The organism is Pseudomonas sp. Pf153 (genome assembly GCF_001269775.1).
Taxonomy (GTDB): domain Bacteria; phylum Pseudomonadota; class Gammaproteobacteria; order Pseudomonadales; family Pseudomonadaceae; genus Aquipseudomonas; species Aquipseudomonas uvaldensis.
The window spans coordinates 180,623-199,552 of sequence record NZ_LHVL01000025.1; the positions used below are offsets into that span (position 1 = coordinate 180,623).

Annotated in this window: 16 protein-coding genes and 1 pseudogene; 14 read left to right on the forward strand and 3 right to left on the reverse strand. The window is 61.2% G+C overall.

Annotation, left to right across the window (positions count from 1 at the left end):
* The first annotated feature begins 3 nt into the window (after nt 1-3).
* A complete protein-coding gene (gene fabI, locus AD666_RS16170; protein ID WP_053153864.1) occupies nt 4-798 on the forward strand; it encodes an enoyl-ACP reductase FabI in 795 nt (264 codons plus the stop codon).
* A gap of 55 nt (nt 799-853) precedes the next feature.
* On the opposite strand, the gene AD666_RS16175 is transcribed toward fabI, so the two are convergent.
* Nucleotides 854-1,267, reverse strand: coding sequence for a hypothetical protein (locus tag AD666_RS16175; RefSeq protein WP_156315948.1), 414 nt, complete (start codon nt 1,265-1,267; stop codon nt 854-856).
* A gap of 6 nt (nt 1,268-1,273) precedes the next feature.
* Entirely contained in the window at nt 1,274-2,098 is an 825-nt protein-coding gene (locus AD666_RS16180; RefSeq protein WP_053153870.1) for a lipid II-degrading bacteriocin, read from the reverse strand.
* A gap of 183 nt (nt 2,099-2,281) precedes the next feature.
* Here AD666_RS16180 and AD666_RS26805 point away from each other — a divergent pair.
* From AD666_RS26805 to AD666_RS16240, 13 genes and pseudogenes are all read left to right on the forward strand, one after another.
* A pseudogene (locus AD666_RS26805) lies at nt 2,282-2,347 on the forward strand (hypothetical protein); the annotation flags it as partial.
* Nucleotides 2,348-2,598: 251 nt separating this feature from the next.
* A complete protein-coding gene (locus AD666_RS16185) occupies nt 2,599-4,473 on the forward strand; it encodes a 3-dehydroquinate synthase (protein WP_053153872.1) in 1,875 nt (624 codons plus the stop codon).
* Complete coding sequence (locus AD666_RS16190) at nt 4,470-5,360, forward strand: UbiA family prenyltransferase (RefSeq protein ID WP_053153875.1); 891 nt, start codon at nt 4,470-4,472, stop codon at nt 5,358-5,360. The genes AD666_RS16185 and AD666_RS16190 overlap by 4 nt, the downstream gene beginning before the upstream one ends.
* Nucleotides 5,357-6,121, forward strand: a complete 765-nt coding sequence (locus AD666_RS16195; RefSeq protein ID WP_053153878.1) for an EboA domain-containing protein — start codon at nt 5,357-5,359, stop codon at nt 6,119-6,121. Before AD666_RS16190 ends, AD666_RS16195 begins: the two co-directional genes overlap by 4 nt.
* A gap of 39 nt (nt 6,122-6,160) precedes the next feature.
* Complete coding sequence (locus AD666_RS16200) at nt 6,161-7,045, forward strand: TatD family hydrolase (protein WP_053153882.1); 885 nt, start codon at nt 6,161-6,163, stop codon at nt 7,043-7,045.
* Nucleotides 7,042-8,271, forward strand: coding sequence for a metabolite traffic protein EboE (gene eboE / locus AD666_RS16205; protein ID WP_053153884.1), 1,230 nt, complete (start codon nt 7,042-7,044; stop codon nt 8,269-8,271). The genes AD666_RS16200 and eboE overlap by 4 nt, the downstream gene beginning before the upstream one ends.
* Nucleotides 8,261-9,706, forward strand: a complete 1,446-nt coding sequence (locus AD666_RS16210) for an alkaline phosphatase family protein (protein ID WP_053153887.1) — start codon at nt 8,261-8,263, stop codon at nt 9,704-9,706. The genes eboE and AD666_RS16210 overlap by 11 nt, the downstream gene beginning before the upstream one ends.
* Nucleotides 9,685-10,824 carry a hypothetical protein gene (locus AD666_RS16215; RefSeq protein ID WP_053153890.1) on the forward strand — a complete coding sequence of 380 codons (1,140 nt, stop codon included), beginning with the start codon at nt 9,685-9,687 and terminating at the stop codon, nt 10,822-10,824. The genes AD666_RS16210 and AD666_RS16215 overlap by 22 nt, the downstream gene beginning before the upstream one ends.
* Nucleotides 10,825-10,836: 12 nt before the next feature.
* Nucleotides 10,837-13,218, forward strand: a complete 2,382-nt coding sequence (locus tag AD666_RS16220; protein ID WP_053153893.1) for a hypothetical protein — start codon at nt 10,837-10,839, stop codon at nt 13,216-13,218.
* A gap of 61 nt (nt 13,219-13,279) precedes the next feature.
* Nucleotides 13,280-14,200 carry a hypothetical protein gene (locus tag AD666_RS16225; RefSeq protein WP_053153896.1) on the forward strand — a complete coding sequence of 307 codons (921 nt, stop codon included), beginning with the start codon at nt 13,280-13,282 and terminating at the stop codon, nt 14,198-14,200.
* Between the two features lie 19 nt (nt 14,201-14,219).
* Nucleotides 14,220-15,518 carry a hypothetical protein gene (locus tag AD666_RS16230; protein ID WP_053153898.1) on the forward strand — a complete coding sequence of 433 codons (1,299 nt, stop codon included), beginning with the start codon at nt 14,220-14,222 and terminating at the stop codon, nt 15,516-15,518.
* A 3-nt stretch (nt 15,519-15,521) separates the two neighbouring features.
* Nucleotides 15,522-17,333 carry a hypothetical protein gene (locus AD666_RS16235; protein WP_053153901.1) on the forward strand — a complete coding sequence of 604 codons (1,812 nt, stop codon included), beginning with the start codon at nt 15,522-15,524 and terminating at the stop codon, nt 17,331-17,333.
* Nucleotides 17,334-17,364: 31 nt separating this feature from the next.
* The gene (locus AD666_RS16240) at nt 17,365-18,414 is read left to right on the forward strand and encodes a hypothetical protein (RefSeq protein WP_053153905.1); all 1,050 of its coding nucleotides are present in this window, start codon (nt 17,365-17,367) and stop codon (nt 18,412-18,414) included.
* A gap of 16 nt (nt 18,415-18,430) precedes the next feature.
* Here the strand turns inward: AD666_RS16240 and AD666_RS16245 are convergent, their stop codons facing one another.
* Complete coding sequence (locus tag AD666_RS16245) at nt 18,431-18,928, reverse strand: cytochrome P460 family protein (RefSeq protein WP_053153908.1); 498 nt, start codon at nt 18,926-18,928, stop codon at nt 18,431-18,433.
* Between the last annotated feature and the right edge of the window lie 2 nt (nt 18,929-18,930).

An 18,930-nucleotide genomic window follows, 5' to 3' on the forward strand; every position in this document is an offset into this window, starting at 1 on the left:
CACATGGGTTTTCTCGCCGGTAAGCGCGTACTGATCGTCGGTGTCGCCAGCAAGCTGTCCATCGCATCCGGCATCGCTGCCGCCATGCATCGCGAGGGCGCTGAGCTTGCCTTCACTTATCAGAACGACAAACTCAAAGGTCGTGTCGAAGAGTTCGCGCAAGGCTGGGGTTCGAGCCCTGAACTGTGCTTCCCCTGCGACGTGGCCAGCGATGAAGAAATCGCCAAGGTCTTCGAAGAACTGAGCAAAAAGTGGGACGGCCTGGACTGCATCGTGCACTCCGTGGGCTTCGCCCCGGGCGACCAACTGGACGGCGACTTCACCGAAGCCACCACCCGCGAAGGTTTCCGCATCGCCCACGACATCAGCGCCTACAGCTTCGTGGCCCTCGCCAAGGCCGGCCGCGAAATGATGAAGGGCCGCAACGGCAGCCTGCTGACCCTGTCGTACCTGGGTGCCGAGCGCACCATGCCGAACTACAACGTCATGGGCATGGCCAAGGCTTCCCTGGAAGCCGGCGTACGTTACCTCGCCGGCTCCCTGGGCCCGGAAGGCACCCGCGTCAACGCCGTATCGGCTGGTCCGATCCGCACCCTCGCCGCCTCCGGCATCAAGAACTTCCGCAAGATGCTGGCCGCCAACGAAGCGCAGACCCCACTGCGTCGCAACGTCACCATCGAAGAAGTCGGCAATGCCGGCGCCTTCCTCTGCTCGGACCTGGCGTCGGGCATCAGCGGCGAAATCATGTACGTGGACGGCGGCTTCAACACCACCGCCATGGGCAACATCGAAGAGTAATCTTCGGCGGGCACGAAAAAACGCCGCTCGTCCTGCAAAAGGCGAGCGGCTTTTTTCATTCCGATTTCCGTGGCACACCGATCAGTATCAGAACGACAGACAGCGCAAATAACAATCCCCCCAATACACCCGCGATGCTGTAGTACGTATAGATGGCGGCGACGAAGGTACCCAGGAGCGACGTCAGGAAAAGCAAAGCATTGGTAAGCACATACAAGCCAATGCGCCATTGAAAGGGCCGGCTGCTTAGAAGCTTTTGAAACAGACTACCCAGCCCCGTCAGAACCACCGAAGCGGCAGTCATGATTATCAGAATGACGGTGTACATCGTTGCTGCAGGAATACCCTGAGTATCACTTAAATTCTTGGGATTTTCCGTGACACCATCCAGCGCAAAAAAAACCATCAGCGCACACGCTCCCAACACCGAAGCAACAGCCAGACATATTTTTTTCCCTCGTCCTACCATTGCTGTTCACCTAGAGAAATTGATGGGCAATTCGCCAGTTATTCGAATTTCATAGTCTCGAGCGTTGGCCACTCTCCCCACTTCACGAAGCGCGCTGGTGGCATGCTCATCAAATGCAGCTCGATGACTGCTGGCATTGGCATCATAACGATCCGAGAACGCTTTAACCTTGCCGGCGAACTTGAGAGTACCCGATGTATATCGTGTAACGGCTCCGGTAATTTGAAGCGTAATGTTTCCAAGATAAATCCGTGCGACATTTGAGTCCTGAGCCGTGGAATAGGGAACTTTGAGATTGACTGTAGTGACCCCAACCCCTGCGGTATTTATAATCGCCATCAAATCTGGAATTTTGTTTGGAGCAGGGGTAATACCGATTCTTTCCAGTCGAACACTGACAGGTTTCCCTTTCCCTAATAACCAGTGACCAAACGCTTTGAAGGGCGTGAAGATCCCACCGGAGAATTCCTGCTCGATGGCCAACTGCTCGGTGTTCTGGATCTTTGCCCCTTCCTTGATCCCGAGTTTCCACGCATCTGCGGTGCTAAGTTTTGAATTCCTCAACATTAGCAAATCGGCTCCGTGAACGACTTTCAGCTCACCAAGAATGATGCCGTCCAACCCATAGCGAACAGGCCTGTTGTTGCGCATGGCCTTGAGATGACGTTGCACCATCTGCGGCCAATGCCCTCTTTCATACGCCATGTTACGCTGTTGAATCATTGTTCCAATCATCGCCATGGGTGCAGGGTTTGGGAGGCCTCTACCACTTCCACGTGAAGTGCCGAAATTATCGGGATAAACAAATGTCGGAGGCAGTTCGATGTTCATACGAGTACCCATCAAGTCAAATTAGAGATAAAGCTGCGGTTATGAGCCGGCATCACACGATGCGAAGACTCATTCTCCGTATCTCCTAATCCCTTGGTGCGGTATATAGTTATAGGGTTACACCGATACCAACATCGCTGCTTACTGCGGCTGTCTCCGTACCTCGCCCCCTTCGCAATACCCAACGTCACCCTCGAAGAAGTCGGCAACGCCGGCGCCTTCCTCTGCTCCGACCTGGCGAGCGGCGTTTTCGTTCTGGCCCCGCTGCGAGAGCGAGCCCGGTTGACGATGGCCATCATCCTTCCATTGAAAAATCACATTGCCATCAAATGGCCTTGCAAAACGACAATGGCCGACTAGATTCAGAATTGTCTTCCCAAGCGCAACCCGCCGCAGCGGGTCCCACCGAAAACGAGACCGCCTATCGACCCGAAAACCAGCCGACATAGCTTTTGAAAAGTTGACACGGAATCAGTCAAAGACAACAAGAGGGATGCTTGATGAAGCACAGCCGGTGGTATCGTGCGCTCTCGAAAAAAGGACCAGCCAAGCCCTTCTGGCTGTCATTGCTCTGCTTCTGTGGCCTGGTGATCACCAGCTTCCTGTTGTTCGAGCAACAGATCCAGGCATTCCTGACCCATCTCCACCTGTACCTGCCCTCGACTGCCTCGCAAAAACTCAACCTGGCCCTGTTGCTGATCGCCCTGCTGGCCCTGGACGTGGTGCTGCCGGTGCCTTCAAGCCTGGTGGCGCTGCTGGCGGTGGCGACCCTGGGAAGCGTCGGCGGGTACCTGGTGATTTTCGTCGGCTTGTGCCTGGGGGCCGGCTTGGGATATGCCCTGGGAGCCGGCTACTTCCAGCTGCTATCCGGGCGACTGGGCCTGCACCAGCGTCAGCCGGGACAGCTGGGGTACCGGTTGGGCACGCTATCGTTGGTCTGCCTGCGGGGGGTGCCAGTGCTGGCGGAAACCTCGGTGGTGGCAGCGGGCATGCAGCGCTATCCGCTGCGAGCCTTCGTACCGGTGATCGTGCTGGCCAACGCCGGCCTGGCCCTGGCCTACGCCGCCATCGGTACTTTACTCGTCGAACAGAATGTCCTGCTGGTGACGATCCTGGCCAGCATGGTCCTGCCCGGCTTGTTCATCGCCGGCTACAGTCTGCTCAAGGCTTTTCGCAAGCGCGACGCACAGCCCCTCCTGCACGGGCGTTTCGAAGTCAGCTACGACTATCCGGTGGTGTTCACCGATTACGTGTTCGATCCTTCCAATCCCTGCCTGCATCGCCAGCTTACCGCCCATCAAAACAAGCCGGTGACGGTGCTGGTGTTCGCCGATGAACAGTTGCTGCGCAGCAATCCCCCACTGTTGGAACAGATCGGTGCCTACTTCGCAAGCCATCCAGCGGATTTGCGCCTGCGGGCTGCGCCCATTGCGGTTCCGGCCGGTGAGTCGAGCAAGGATGCACAGGTGTTGCAGCGGCTCTACGCCGACATGCTGCACCACGGGCTGGATCGGCATTGCCATGTGCTGGCACTGGGAGGCGGGGCGGTACTGGATGCGGTAGGTTACGCCTGCGCAACCTTCCACCGGGGCATTCGCCTGATCCGCGTCCCGAGCACCGTGCTCGCCCAGAACGACGCCGGCATCGGCGTGAAAAACGGCATCAATGCCTTCGGCCAGAAGAACCTGCTGGGGGCGTTCTATCCCGCCACCGCCGTCATCAACGATTTTCAGTTGCTGACCAGCCTGGGCCGGCGCGACCAGATCGCCGGGTTGGCCGAGGCGGTCAAGGTGGCGCTGATCAAGGACGCGGCGTTTTTTCAATGGATGGAGCAACAGGCCGACGCCCTGGCCCGCTTCGATCACCAGGCCAGCCGTCATGCCATCCGCCGCTGTGCCGAGCTGCACCTGGCCCACATCACCGGTGCCGGCGATCCCTTCGAACGCGGTAACGGCCGCCCCTTGGACTATGGGCACTGGGCCGCCCACAAGCTGGAAAATCTCAGCCAGCACCGGTTGCGCCATGGCGAAGCGGTGGCGGTGGGCATCGCCCTTGATGGTCTCTACGCGAATATTCTGGGCCTGCTGAGCGATGCCGACGCCGAGCGTATCGTGGGCCTGCTACTCAGGCTCGGCTTCAGCCTGAACCCACCGGAACTGAGCCTGAAGGATCCACAAGGCCGCTCGCTGCTGTTGCTGGGCCTGGAAGAGTTCCGTCAGCACCTGGGCGGCGAGCTGTCCATTCCCATGCTCAGCCGGATCGGCGAATCGCTGGATGTGCATGAGATCGACGCCACGCGGATGGAGCAGGCGCTACGGCGGCTGTCCGGTCTCGCCGATCCGGCCCCTGCGTTGAGCGAGGGTTGCGTGCAATGAGCCAGGCATTGCCGGACCTGAAAACCTGGATGACCCTGGGCCGGGTTTCCAATCTACCTACGGTATGGACCAACACCCTCGCCGCCGCCCTGCTGGCGAGCAGTGCCGGGGCTCTGGCGCCACCGTCTTCGGCCGTGTGGATCCTGCTGCTGGGGGCCTTGTCGATGCTGTACCTGGCCGGCATGTTGTTGAATGACTTGCTGGACGCCGACTGGGATCAGCGACACCACAACCCGCGCCCCATCACCCTCGGCCTGGTCAGCCGACAGCAGGTCGGGCTCGCCTGCGCCCTCTTGCTGGGGCTGGCCGCCGTTGCCATGCTGGGCCTGAGCCGGCTGATCGATCAGCCATACTGGCTGCTGGGCAGCGCCCTCCTGCTACTGGCCTGCATCCTGGGCTACAACCTGCTGCACAAGAAGTACGCCCACAGCGTCTGGCTGATGGGGGCCTGTCGCTCGGCCCTCTACCTCGTGGCAGCCACCAGCCTGGCGGTTCCACCGGCGCCGATCTGGCTCTGCGCCATGCTGCTGGGGGTCTACATCAGCGGCCTGACTTACCTGGCTCGCCAGGAACACCGCAACCAACTGCTCAACCGCCTGCCGTTGGTCCTGATGCTGAGCCCGATAGTCCTGGCAATTCATAACGATAACCCCTGGTTCTGGCCAGTGCTGCTGCTCTGGCTTGGCTGGCTGGGCTGGCACTACTGGCGTCATCTGGCCAACCCCCGACAACGGCAGGTCCGTGCGTTTATCGGCGCTGGCCTGGCGGCCCTGCCGCTGTTCGATGCCCTGGTGCTGGCGGTAGCCGACCAGCCATTGGGCAGCCTGTCATGTGTCCTGGTGTTTTTCCTGCTTCCCCACTTCCAACGCTGGATCAAACCGACATGAACAAGGACGTTGCCGGGTCGTCATCGACGGCTCTTGAAATGCGCCGGGACTGCCTGGAGCAACAGCGCCAGGCCTTCCTCCAGCACCTCGACGAGGCCGGCCTGCGGTGGTGGCGCCAGGCACTGGAACAGCTTACCCAACGCCCGGATGCCACGAGCGCGGCGCTGTTGAGCAGCCAGTGCAAGCGAGGCCTCAAGCAAGACATGTGGACCCACGGGACGGGCTGGAGCCATGTGCAGCTGGCGCGGGCGCTGTTGCTGGCCGAGGTGCTGGAACGGCAACCCGCCACCGGCCAGCTGCCCTTGCTGCGCCAGTTGTTCCTGTGGGGCGACGATCAGGAAAAGATCGCCCTGCTCAAAGCCCTCGATTGGCTCGACAGCCAGGGGCTGTGCGTGGAGCTTGCGCTGCAAGCCGGGCGTACCAGCAACAGCCAGGTGTTCGCCGCCCTTTCCCTGGACACCCTCTATCCGTCGCGCCATTACGACGACCGGGCCTTTCATCAACTGGTGCTCAAGGCACTGGGCATGGGGCTCGATATACGCCGTCTGCTCGGCCTGGAGCAGCGCCAGAGCGTCGCCCTCAACCAACTGGCCCTCGACCTGCTGGCCGAACAGCTCGCGGCCGGGCGTACGGTATCGGCCGGGCTGCCCCTGGCGATTGCCTTCGACTTGCTCAGCCCGGCGCAGCGCCAGCGCCTGGAAGGCCTGGCCCGACAGCAACGCTTGCCGCCGCAATGGCGTGAGCACTTGACCGCCTCCTAGCCGTCCGACGATCCCCTGCTCTATTGATGAGGATGCATCATGCCTAAATATTTCGACCCGCATATCCATATGGTCAGCCGCACCACGGACGACTACCAGAACATGGCGGCCGCCGGCATAACCGGCGTCATAGAGCCAGCGTTCTGGCAAGGCCAGGCCAGGACCAGCGTCGGCAGCTTCATCGACTATTTCGACATGCTGTTGGGTTGGGAACGCTTTCGCGCCAGCATGTTCGGCATCCACCATTTCTGCACCATCGGCCTGAATCCCAAGGAGGCCAACGACCTCTCGGTGGCCAATGAGGTGCTGGAGATCCTGCCGCGCTACCTCGTGAAGGACGGCGTGGTGGCGGTGGGCGAGATCGGTTATGACGACATTACCCCGGAAGAAGACCGTTTCCTGGCCGCCCAGTTGGAACTGGCCAAGCAGTTCAGCCTGCCGGTACTGGTCCATACGCCGCACCGGGACAAAATCGGCGGCACCAAGCGCACCCTGGCGGTGATTCGCGAGGTCGGCATCGCCGAACACTTGGTGATCATCGACCACCTCAACGAGCTGACGTTGCCCCTGGTGCTGGACACGGACTGTTGGCGCGGCCACTCCATCTACCCAAACACCAAGATGTCGGAGCAGCGCATGGTTGCGTTGCTCCAGCAGTACGGCACGGAAAAGATGGTGGTCAACAGCGCCGCCGACTGGGGCATCAGCGACCCGCTCAAGGTGCCCAAGACCGGCGAAGCCATGCGCGCGGCCGGCTTCAGCGAGGCCCAGGTGGAACAGGTGCTGTTCCATAACCCGGTGGATTTCTTTGCTCAGAGCGGCCAACTGGACAAGGCCCTGGTCGGTAAACCGCTGCCCATCGATCAGCGCAAACAGTGGCAAGACAACTCAGCCCTGCGAGGCCAGGAACCGGTGATCAAATGACGGTCGCGACCGGTTGGCATGCCGCACAGCTCGGTTATTGCAGCAACGTGCACCCGACACCGGACCTGGCCACGCTGCGCGCGTCCATCGCGGAGCATTTCCAGGCCGTTCGCAGGCTGCGCGGGCTCGACGAACAGGACAGCGGCCTGTGGATCAGCGCCCTCGCAGCGCGGGAGCTGCAACAGGCGTCGGCGCGCACGGACTTTCTCCACCTGCTGCGATGCAACGGGTTGCGCCTGACATCCCTTAATGGTTTTCCCTACGGCCAGTTTCATCAGGGCGCGGTGAAAGCCGAGGTCTATTTGCCCCACTGGGCCGATCCGCGACGGCTGGAGTACAGCTTGAATCTGGCGCGGATCCTCGCCCAGGCGTTGCCATCGGATTGTGCCCAAGGTGTGATTTCCACCGTGCCCCTGGGCTATGCCGCCCACTGGAACGGGAACTTGCAGCAGCGGGCCGAGCATCAGCTACGCCAGCTCACAGCCTCCCTCGCCCGGCTCCACCTGGAGACGGGCAAGAAAATCGTGTTTTGCCTGGAGATGGAACCAGACTGTGTGCTGGAAAACACCGAACAGGCCATCGCCTTCTTCCATCGCCTGCAGGCCAGGGACCCGCACTGCAGCCATCTGGCGCTGTGTTTCGACGTCTGCCACCAGGCCGTGGTCTTCGAGGATTGCTATCAGTCATTGGACCGGCTGCGTCAGGCCGGGGTGCCCGTTGGCAAGATCCAGCTGTCCAACGCCCTGATCTGCCGCCTGCCCCAGGCCCCCGATCGGCGCGAACAGGTGCTCGACACCCTGGCGGACTTCGCTGAAACCACCTATCTGCACCAAGTGAAAGCCCAGGATGAGCAGGCGCATTTACAAGCCTGGGCCGACCTGCCCATCGCCCTCGGCGATTACGCAGACCATCCGCAGCAACACGCCGAATTGAGAATCCATTTCCACATTCCGCTGTTCAGCGAGCATTTGCTGTTGCCCGAGCTCAGCGGCAGCCAGGACGCCCTGTCACGAACCTTCGACTTTATTGCCGACCATGGGGATTTTCGCCCGGTCCTTGAGGTGGAGACTTACAGTTGGGGCGTGCTGCCTGCCCCATTGCGCCCTGCCACCGCCCAGGCCCAGCTCCAGGGCATCGCCAGGGAACTGCACTGGGTCGAAGAGCAATTGCGCCACCGGCAACTGCTGCATCCCCAGTCATGGGAGGTGTACGCCAATGCACGCTGAGCCCCCTCGTCAACCGCTGCTGCTGATCAATGTGGTAGGGCTGACGCCGGCGCTGCTCGGTGCGGCGACGCCGCATATCAATGCCCTGTTGCAGACGGCCAGGATGACCTACCTGCAACCGGTATTCCCGGCCGTCACGTCCACGGTACAAGCCTCGATCCTGACTGGGCAGGCACCGTCGGCGCACGGCATCGTCGGTAATGGCTGGTATTTTCGCGACCAGGCGGAAGTGCGGTTCTGGCTGCAACCCAACGCTCTGGTCCAGGGTGAAAAGATCTGGCATACGCTGCAGCGCCGACTGCCCGGGTTTCGCTGCAGCCAGTTGTTCTGGTGGTACAACATGTACGCCGAGGTGGACGCCGCCATCACCCCCCGTCCGCACTACCCCGCCGATGGCCGTAAGCTGTTCGGCCTGTATTCCTCGCCAGCCAGCCTGCATGAGCGGATCGAACAGCAGATCGGCCAGTTTCCGTTTCCCAGTTTCTGGGGGCCGGCGGCCGGCATCGCCTCGAGCCGCTGGATCGTCGATTGCGCCATCGCCGAATTCGGAATCAACCGGCCCGACCTGCAATTGATCTACTTGCCTCATCTGGACTACAGCCTGCAACGCCTCGGCCCCGACGATCCGTCCATCGACGATGAGGTCCGGGCCATCGACAGCGAAGTGGGTCGCCTGCTGGACTTTGCCCAGGCACAAGGCGCGGCGGTGATGCTGCTCTCTGAATACGGCATCGAAGCCGTCCACCAGTCGGTGTCCATCAACCGCCTGTTGCGTTCGGAAGGCCTGTTGCAGGTGCGCCAGTCCCTTAGCTGGGAACTGCTCGACCCAGGCGCCAGCGCAGCCTTTGCCGTGGCCGATCACCAGATTGCCCACGTCTACGTGCGGCAGGCGCGGGACATTGCGCAGGTCAAGGCACTGTTACAGCGACAACCCGGCGTCGAGCAAGTGCTCGATAAAACCGAGCAACGCGCCTGGCAACTGGATCACCCGCGCAGCGGTGAACTGGTGGCTGTCGCGGCGCCGGGCTACTGGTTCGATTACTACTATTGGCTCGACGACCGCAAGGCGCCGGATTTCGCCCGCACCGTGGACATCCATCGCAAGCCTGGCTACGACCCGCTGGAGCTGTTCATCGACCCCGCCATTCGTTTCCCCACGTTGAAAGTGGCGCGCCGCCTGTTGCAGAAAAAACTCGGCTTTCGCTACTACATGGACCTGATTCCGCTGGACACCGGATTGATCCGCGGCAGTCATGGCCGCCTGCCAACCAGCGCGCAAACCGGCCCGCTGCTCATTACCAATTGTGATCTGCCGTTGCCCCAGCAACTTGCGGCCACGGCGGTGAAGCAACTGCTCCTGGAACACTTCCTGGGGCGCTCTCCTACCGACACGGCCAATGCCAAGGAGCTTCCATGCGGCGAGCCATTTCAATAACCGTTCTCAGTGCCCTGGCCGGTTTGGCTCAGGCACAGGACACCAATAGCTTTGATTGCAGCAACTTCCTCACCTTCGGGCCAGACGCTGACGCGACGCGTAAAGCGTTCAACCAAAGCCCCGAGACCATGGCCTGGAACTGGTTCGTCTGCCTGAACCAGACCGGCACCAGGGGCTACAACCGCCAGTGGGAGTTATTCAAGCCTTCCGACCAGGTCTATCTGGCCAACGGCGTCAACCCCGGTACGTATGACAGCCGCATGAGGCCACCGGGCGAGGTGCTCAGGCAAGCCAAAGCCCTGGGACTGGACCCGAACCGTCTGCTGCACAACCTCAATGCCACCCAGCAAGTCGACGGCCAGAGCCTGGAAATGGGAGGCAAAGCCGTACCTGAGGCACAAAAAGGTCTCGTCGTGCGCTTTCAACTGCTGATGGGCCAGGACACCTACGACTACATCGTGAAGAACAATGTCTACAACATGAATGGCCAGGACGCCCTGTCGAGCAACCTGAACTTTCCGGCCACGGCCTGGGAGTTGAAAGCCGCCTGGCTGTGGATCGGCGCGGACGCGAACTACAAGACGCAGCTGGAAAACGATGGCTACTACGTGGCCCAGGCCTACTACGCCGTGGGCAATAGCTACCAGGTCGGTTATGCGGCGTTGAGTGGTTTGCATGTCGTCAACAAGCTGGACGCCAACTGGGTCTGGACCACCTTCGAAAACATCAATAACCACAAGTACACCGTGACCAAGGGCTATCCACCCAAGCCGATGAAAAATCTCACCGGGCCGACACCGGATGCCATACCGGTCAATAACCAGTTCCAGGCCAATAACCCGGCGCTGTCGAAGTACGAGCTGATCGGCGTGGAGTTCAAACCCATTACCCAGGTCCTGGCGAACTCGCAGTTGGAATCGGCATTCCAGGACACGTCGTCCTGCCTGGCCTGCCACAGCACCGCCGCTTATTCGCAGAACGACGGTTACTTCAATTTCGCCATCCCGACCCAAGGCGGTCTCACCTACCCCACCAAGCCGCTGCCGGACAAGGACTTCACCGGTTACAACAAACTGGATTTCGTCTGGTCGCTGAAACGCGCCCAGTGGCAACGCTAAGGAGAGCACGACATGAGCGTATTGAATTTTCCCCGCATCTACCTCAACGGCGAAATGTTCTGGAACCCGCCGACGGCCAATAACAACGACATGTTCCCGCTGTATGACGCGGTGGCGATGGACATCAACTGGCCGTTCGTGAAGCACTTCGGCATCGACCGCCAAAACGCCCCCGACACACTGATGCCATGGACCCTCTCCACCCAGTACATGGCTAACATGCCGACCTACGTACAGCAGGTGCCGGGCAATATCAATCCAAAGCATGACCCGTACATGCCCGCCGAATGGGATCTGTTCGGCGACAACGGTTGCGGGCTGGTGAACTACGGGAAAACCAAGTCGACCGTCATCGGCGGCGAACTGCAGGCCAATACCTACATCAACCAGGATCCGCTGGTGGGCACGCCCTACCAGTTGCTCGGCAGCCCCCTGGGCAGCGCAGCCCAGACCCCTGCGCGCTTCGTGGATATCAGCCCATGGCAAAACACGTTCACCGCATTGTATTTCGACAAACTGGTGCTGGGGGGGACGTCCTGCGGCCTGACCCTCAACCGCAAGTACCGGATGATGGACCGTTTCCTGAACTTCAGTTGGGGGGCTCTGGGTGGCCTGGTAAACGTCAGCACCACCTGGCAGACCTGCTTCCCCAAGGAGAACCTGGAATGGCTGATCGGCAAATCGTCCCTGCTGGCCAACCTCCAGCAACAGATGGAGCAGCAAGGGGCGCAGGGCCTGATGTTCCGCTTTTGCGTCTACCTGACCTGCTACGACAAGAACGGCATATTCAATGATTACCCGCAGAGCGTGAACACCCGCTCCAACGACCCGAACGTCATGGCGAAAGTGCGTGATCTGTACAACAAAGGCTTGAAAAACGTCAACGAGATTTTCTTCAACCCTGCCTACAGCTGCACCTCGGCAGTCCTGGGCCTGTGGTTCGCCAATGAATACCCCACCGCTCCTGGCGGGCTGCGCCTGGTGCCCGATCAGGCGGTGTCGATGAGCAAAGCACATTCCCAGAAGACAGAAAAAGTCCAGTTGGGGGTGATTTCAGCACAGATTAACGACTACACCCTGTCACTTGACCTGGGCAATACCTTTCCGAGCTATCCAGTGGATGACACGGCTGATATTCCCGTCCCGGAAAAATACAATGCCGGCACCTACCACCTGGGCGCCGAAAAGGATGGAAAATTCAAGCCGGCGGTCATCTTGAGCTTCGCGGAATACCGGCAGGCTGCCTTCAACCAGCGCTCGGGTATCCTCGATATCTCCCTCGATGACTATACCAAGGGTATATTGGAATCCGGTCCCCTGATTCTACGTCAGTTGGGCCTGTACGGCGCTCCCCAGACCGTCGCCGCCACCCAGCAGACATGGACCGCCGAGGTGATCGAGAGCGGCAGCTTCATCGACGTCGGTGAGCGCAAGACGTTCAATATCATGGTGCAGAACAATGGTCAGCCGGCCGCCGACACCACGCTGTATGTGGCGGAGTACGGCAATCCCTACATGGTGACCACCAGCGACTATTACCTGGCGTTCAGTAACGCAGCCGACTTCACGCTGTTCTACGACAACCCGCCGGACCGTACCAAAAACACGGCCTGGCTGCCGCAGTTCACCGACGCGTCAACGGTCGTGCCCTATCGCAGCACTGGCAGCGGTCGCCGGCTGACCGACCTGGAGGACGTGCCCAAACCCGTGGGCAACCCAGTCGCTTATCAGGACTTTCTCAAGGTTTCCGGTACACCGGTCGCCGTCAACCTGCGCCCTTGCCTGGTCTTCGAAAACCCTCACATCGGCATCGGAACACTGCAGGACAATCAAGCCAGCATCCATTACTCCTATGCCGTCATCACCACCAATGCCCAAGGTATCGCCCAGATCACCTGCCGGGCCGTGGCGCCGGGTTTCCCTACCTTGCGCTTCTTCGTGAAGGAGAATGACAAAAAACCGGTCATTCCCTTCAGCTTTCCGCTCACCCAGGCCTTCGTCGACTTCCTCGCGCCCATCCGGGTCCTGCCCCTGGACATGCCGTTGCAACAGGAATTCGTCGACACCTGGAACGGCATGTGCACGTCCACGGACGCTCCGGAGCAGATATGGAACACCTTCATCTTTCCGAAAGTCCTGCAGACCTTCTATTACCTCTACCCCATCATGAACAAATACATGCCGCTCGATTCCCGCACGCGCGTGGAGGGCGCCGTCGATCAGTTGATCATCTTGATCAGCAAGCCGAACCAGGAAGAAAGCACCCTCGCAATGCCCATCACCCGTGACCTGTCGCAAAGCCGCCGCGCCATACTGGAGCTGTGGGCCAAGCGTCTGGTGAAGCTCAACTTTCCGCCCAAGAAGCTCTCGATGAGCGACTACAACAACCTTTGACGTTTCACGCGGGATGACCGGGTGGCGCGTCCGCCACCCGGCACTTCACAGGAGGTGTCCTATGAAAACCATCTTGAATCGACTGTTGCTGTCGATCTTGCTGCTGAGCCCCCCACTGTTCGCCCAACAGGACAGCGGCGCCGTGTACTTCACCATGGGGGTACATAACACCGAGGGCTGTAACGAACAGAACGGCAACTGCATCGCCAAGCGCGCACCGGGTGACCCTTCCGATCCATTCTTCCCCGCGTTCTGGATCAGTGACTGGACCATGTACCGGGTGATGCACAACTACGAGAAGAACCCGCCGCCCTACAGCAATCCGCCCAGCACCCTCGTCCCGGCGGACTACACCGTGTCGCGCGGCACCAGCTACTACGACACGACTTACATCCCGGCCGATGGCGACGGCTTCGGCGCGATGATGGAACACTACGAGAAATACTGCCTGCCGATCTTCCCGATCAAGAACAACAACTACACCTGTTCGTTCGTGTCGTTGGGCAACAAGGCGTACTTCCTGACCTACCCGCAGGACCGCCCCAAGGACATGCCGGCCTGCTGCATGTTTTCGCCGATGAATCACCCGCCCCGGCAAGACTTCGTCCAGCACCTGCCCTACAGCGCCGAGCGCAGCAAGCATCTCGATGGCAGCGTGCAGGCCTACGCCCTGGACGTTGACTCCCCTCAAGGCCCCATCCTGTTCGGCTACGCCTTCTACAAGAAAATGACGGGGCAACCGCCTTACCGGCAGCCGCAATCGTTCTATTTCTCCGGCGACGCCAGCGTCGCCAATGCGCCCATCGTCAGCCAGAACTACACCAACTTCCGCATCGCCAGGCCGGACCCGGCCCAGACCTGGGCCCAGGTGGCCGCCATGTGCCCGGCAAACCCGCCGCCCTGCCAGTTGTTCGAGCCACCGGCGTCCCAGAGCAACGGCCAGAAAGCCCAATGGAACAAGCTCATGCAGCGCAAACCCTGATCAAGGATGAAGCCTCATCATGAACACTTCTCTTGGTTTCACCGCGATGCTACTCGGTGTCGTCAGCCTGCCCGCGCTCGCCCTGGCACCGTCTCAGCAGGCCATGCCGAAGACAACCACAACCCTCGATTGCCAGCCCCCCACCACGGCGCCTGCCGCCAATGCCAGCCAGGACTTGTTCGATCAATACAGCTGGCAGATGTTCATCGCCTTGAACTGGCCGGCCCAGGACGGCCAGCGTGGCGACCCCGATTGCAACAAGCAACCCGGGGACCCCGGTTACACGGTCTGGCAGACTTACAAGACCGTGGAAGAAATCTTTCTGCCCCAGGGCGCCAATCCGGGCCCCTGGAATAGCCCGCAAAAAGCCAAGCGTCTGGGCATCATCAACATCGCCGCCCTGAAGAACAGCACCCAGGTGAACGCCGTCGACCAGGCCGTCGGCGGTTGGCTGATCGACCAGGCCGGCAACCCGACCTACTACGATATCTCGGCCAACGAGACCTCCTATGACTACATCGTCGACAACCAGTACTACAACGCCGATGTGGTCTCCAAGGCGCGCAACATCGACTTTCCCAACGGGGTCATCGAGGTCAAGTCGAGCTGGCGCATCCTCACCCCCAACGACAACGCCAGCCACTACCTGACCCAGATCGCCCAAGTGGCAACATTCGATGACCAGGGCAAGCGCAACGGTGTCACCGAGGCGTACCTGGGACTGGTGGGGCTGCACATCATCACCAAGGCCAACGGGTACCCGCAGTGGATCTGGTCGACCTTCGAGCAGGTCGACAATGTGCCGCCCAAGGCGCTGTCGGGCGGTAAGTGGGTCGATCAGCCGACCTCGGGCACGGTCTATTCCTACTTCAACGCTGCCGCACCCGTCGCCAGCCTCAACCAGTCCCCCTGCGACTGGCAGACCCAGGGTGCGCACCTGGTCTGCGTGCCCAAGGCCGGCACGACGTTCCAGACCCCGAACCCATTGAACCGGGTCACCCCGATTGCCGACGTGACCAACGGCGTCAATGCCAACTACCAGTCCGATCCTGGCCTGCAAAAAAGCGTGCTCAAGTATTACCAGCTCATCACCACCCAGCGCCCGCTGATGCCCGACAACCCCAGCAACCCCTTGGGCCAGCCGACACCGGCGCTCTCGGCCAACGTGACCATGGAGAGCTATATCCAGCCCAACAGCAGCTGCATGAATTGCCACTCCATGGCGACACCGGTCAAGAACCCTTACAAGTCCGACTTTTCCTATCTGTTCAAATTCGCCAATTCGCCTGTCGTCAACGCCATCAAGGACGAGGAATAGATCATGAGCATCCTGAACGGACCCCGACTGAATTTCTGGGGCGGTATCCGCACGGACGTCAGCCTGCCGAACAACTCCCCCACCATTCCTTACGACGGCAACGACGAGTGGCCGCTGTTCGACCTGACCACCTCGACCCTGGCACCGGGTGCCCAGTCCTACACCGACGACCAGTTGAACGACATGATCAACGCCCCCAACGGTGACTACTACACTGCCGGCGGCTGGAATCACTATGGGCAGCACGTCGTCGATATGCAAAACGCCCTGATCAGCTCCCAGGGCATACCGGGTGGCATCAGCACCACCGGCGACCTGGTGGGCCAGCCAGTGTACCTGCTCGGCTCGATGGACCCGGTCACCGGCCAGGCACCGGTGTCCGGCCCGATGATGGTAGACCTGGACCCCACCGGCACGACGACCACGCAGATCGTCGTTGGCGGCCTGCAGATCGGCGGCAACAGCGATATCCAATTGCTGATCCACGGCAATACCGTGTGCAGCAGTTTCGACGTGGCGGGACGTGTGCTGCTGCCCAAGACAATGGATGCGCCGGGCTCCTTCCATGCCAGCGGCACCTTCCAACTGACCTTTCCCCTGAGCAGCATCGTCAGTTGGAACCAGAACAGCGCGGGCCTGCGCGCAATCATCCAGGCACCGGGGGCGACGGGCATCGTCCTGCGTTTCGTCATGTTCGAGATGTGCCCGACGATGACCACCGAACAACTGGACGCCGACTATGCCGCCGGCAGGTACACGCCCAACCCGAGCATCGGCCGGGTGATCGGTACGCTGGCCCCGGCCTTCGCCGACGAACCATTGAACTGCCAACCCGGCCGGCAACTGGTCAACCAAGGCACGGGGGGTGCCGGCTATGCCGAACTAGGCAGCGGCAACGGCTACCTGAGCATCGACATGGTGAACGTCATTCCCAAGGAAACGTTCAGGGCGGTACGGGACGACATCACCAGCCCCATTGGGCCCAATGCGAACTACGGCGCGGTCACCATCAGCGCTGGCACCACCACCCTGGCGACCCTGCCGCCGACCAGCCAGTGGTTATCGGACTACTACCTGTACGGGGGCATCGTCGACATCCCCACGACCTTCGACCAGCAGCAGGCCTTGCGCAACAGCGCCCTGGCGATCACCGCACCTGGCACCGTTGCCGGCACTACCCTGCAAGCCATCGAATCCACGTACCGGGTCTATGCCGACCAACGCAACGTCTATCTGGACGACTACCCCGACGGCCTGTCGATCACCCTGCAGGTCCGCTACCTGGGCGGCCCCGTGACCAGTCCCACCGAAATCGGTCTGCAAGCGGCACCCCCTGCGGTGTATACGGACCGGCAATATTGGCATTTCCTTGACTTCCCCGACTCGCTCACCGTCGACAGCGGCCAGCTATCGGTCAGCTTCCCCGTCACCCTCAAACCGGGCAGCGCCGCCCAGGCGGGTTTTGTCGCCCTGACCTGCACGGCCAACGGCATTGCGAGCAGTGCCTGCTTCACCAACTTTCGCAAGTACGCCCAGACCGATTTCGGCATCCCCAACGGCACCACCATCACCTGGCCGCTGATGTACCCCAACGTCCTGCGCTTTCACTACCTGGCCTTCCCCGCCATGTCGCGCTATATCCCGCTGAACCAGCCCGACGCAATCATGGGCGCGAAGAACGCCATTCTCGCCCGGACCTCGGACGCCTACAAAGGCACCACCCTGTTCATGCCCGTGGTGCGCTCGATGTCACCCTGCCAGCGGGCGCTGCTCAGAGCCTATCTCACCGGTGAACCGTGGCAACCGCCGCAGTAATCACGCCCCTTTCACAACGGAGAGAAGTCCCATGCTTATCCAGATCCCCGCGCAGCCCAGCGAAAACCTGCGCCCGAGCACGATCATCGCCGAAGGCTTGTTGAACCCTCGCGGTGTCTGCGTACAGGCCGATGGCAGCCTGCTGCTGGCGGAAGCCGGTTCCGGCCTGCCGGAACAGACCTTCAGCGGCCGCATCAGTCGACTGCGCCCAGCCCCCCGCCGGCCCGGCACCTACCTGCCCCGCGAAACCCTGGCGGACGGTTTTCGCGCTATGAACATGCAGGTTCGCATGCTGCGCGATGAAATCATGGGACTGTCGGACATCGCCTGCGGTGACGGACGTTGCCTCGCCAGCCTGACCGACTACGTCGAGGGATCGAAATTGCTGGACATGCAATACACACCGCCCGAGCCAGTATTTCGCAGCCGGGGCAATCTGAACGCGCTGTGTTATCACCCCTCTCGCCGCAGTTGGCTGGCCGTCAAACCCGATACCAACCAGTTGGTGGAGTTCACCGCCGGACAGGACGAACACGTGTTGGTCCAGTTGCCTGAACTGGCTCAGGGTCAGGAAGCCGTCCCCGTGACCCTGGTGTACGAACCGGCGACAGACGCGGTGCTGATCAGCCTGTTCTCCGGCGAACTGCACGGCGACCCGAGCCGCAAGGGCATCGACTTTGCCGACCGGGCCGGCCAGGTCATTCGGGTCCACCCCGACAGTGGGCAGATCGAGCTGCTGATCAGCGGCTTGCAACTGCCCACGGGCGTGGCGCTCTGCCCGACAGGAAACGTGCTGGTGCTGGAACTCTGCGACCACCTGCAACAACCCCTGCTGCCCGACTGGAACGGCGAGGTCCGACATGGCGGCTTCACCCGGTTCTCGGGCCGGTTGCTGAGCTGCAATCTGCAGACAGCCCAGGTCAATGTGCTCGCACGGAACCTCGATACCCCGTCCAACCTGTGTGTAGTGCCGGACGCCGTGCTGGTGAGCGAAGGCATGGGCCTGACCGGAAGGCCGTTGCCCACGCCAGACAATCGAATCGTCCCATTGAGCGGCAGGCTTCGCCGGGTATCGCTCTGATCGACATGCGATCGAGTCATGGCGCCCACCGCGTGAAGACATAATCATGGTTCTGCACGCGCGCCTGGTGGCAGGCGAAGCAGGTCTGGTGCTGGGCCTCGTCGGCGGGTTTGCCGTCGATGAAGCGACCGAAGCCCCAGCCGCCGGTCGATGCGTATTTGCTCGAGTCCTTGACCATCACCTGGACGGTGGTGGCCGCGCCGGGAATGGAGGCCGGCTCGAATTCCGGCGACTGGACATGTTTCCAGGCCAGCTTCACCAGCACCGTACCATCCGGGAACGGCTGCGTAGACGCCTGATAAGCTTTGACCGCCCGATCATTGCCCACCACGGCCCGGAGCTCGTTCAGGGGCGCCGCTTCCTGCGCCGGTGCGATCAACGCCCACTGGCGATAGCCCTCGGGCAGCTTCACGCCATAGATGGGTGAGGCATTGCCGTCACCCGAGTCGCCCAGGGCGACTCCGGCAAAGGTCGCCAGGGCGGCGGCCAGCAAGGTCAGGTATCGGTGTTTCATCG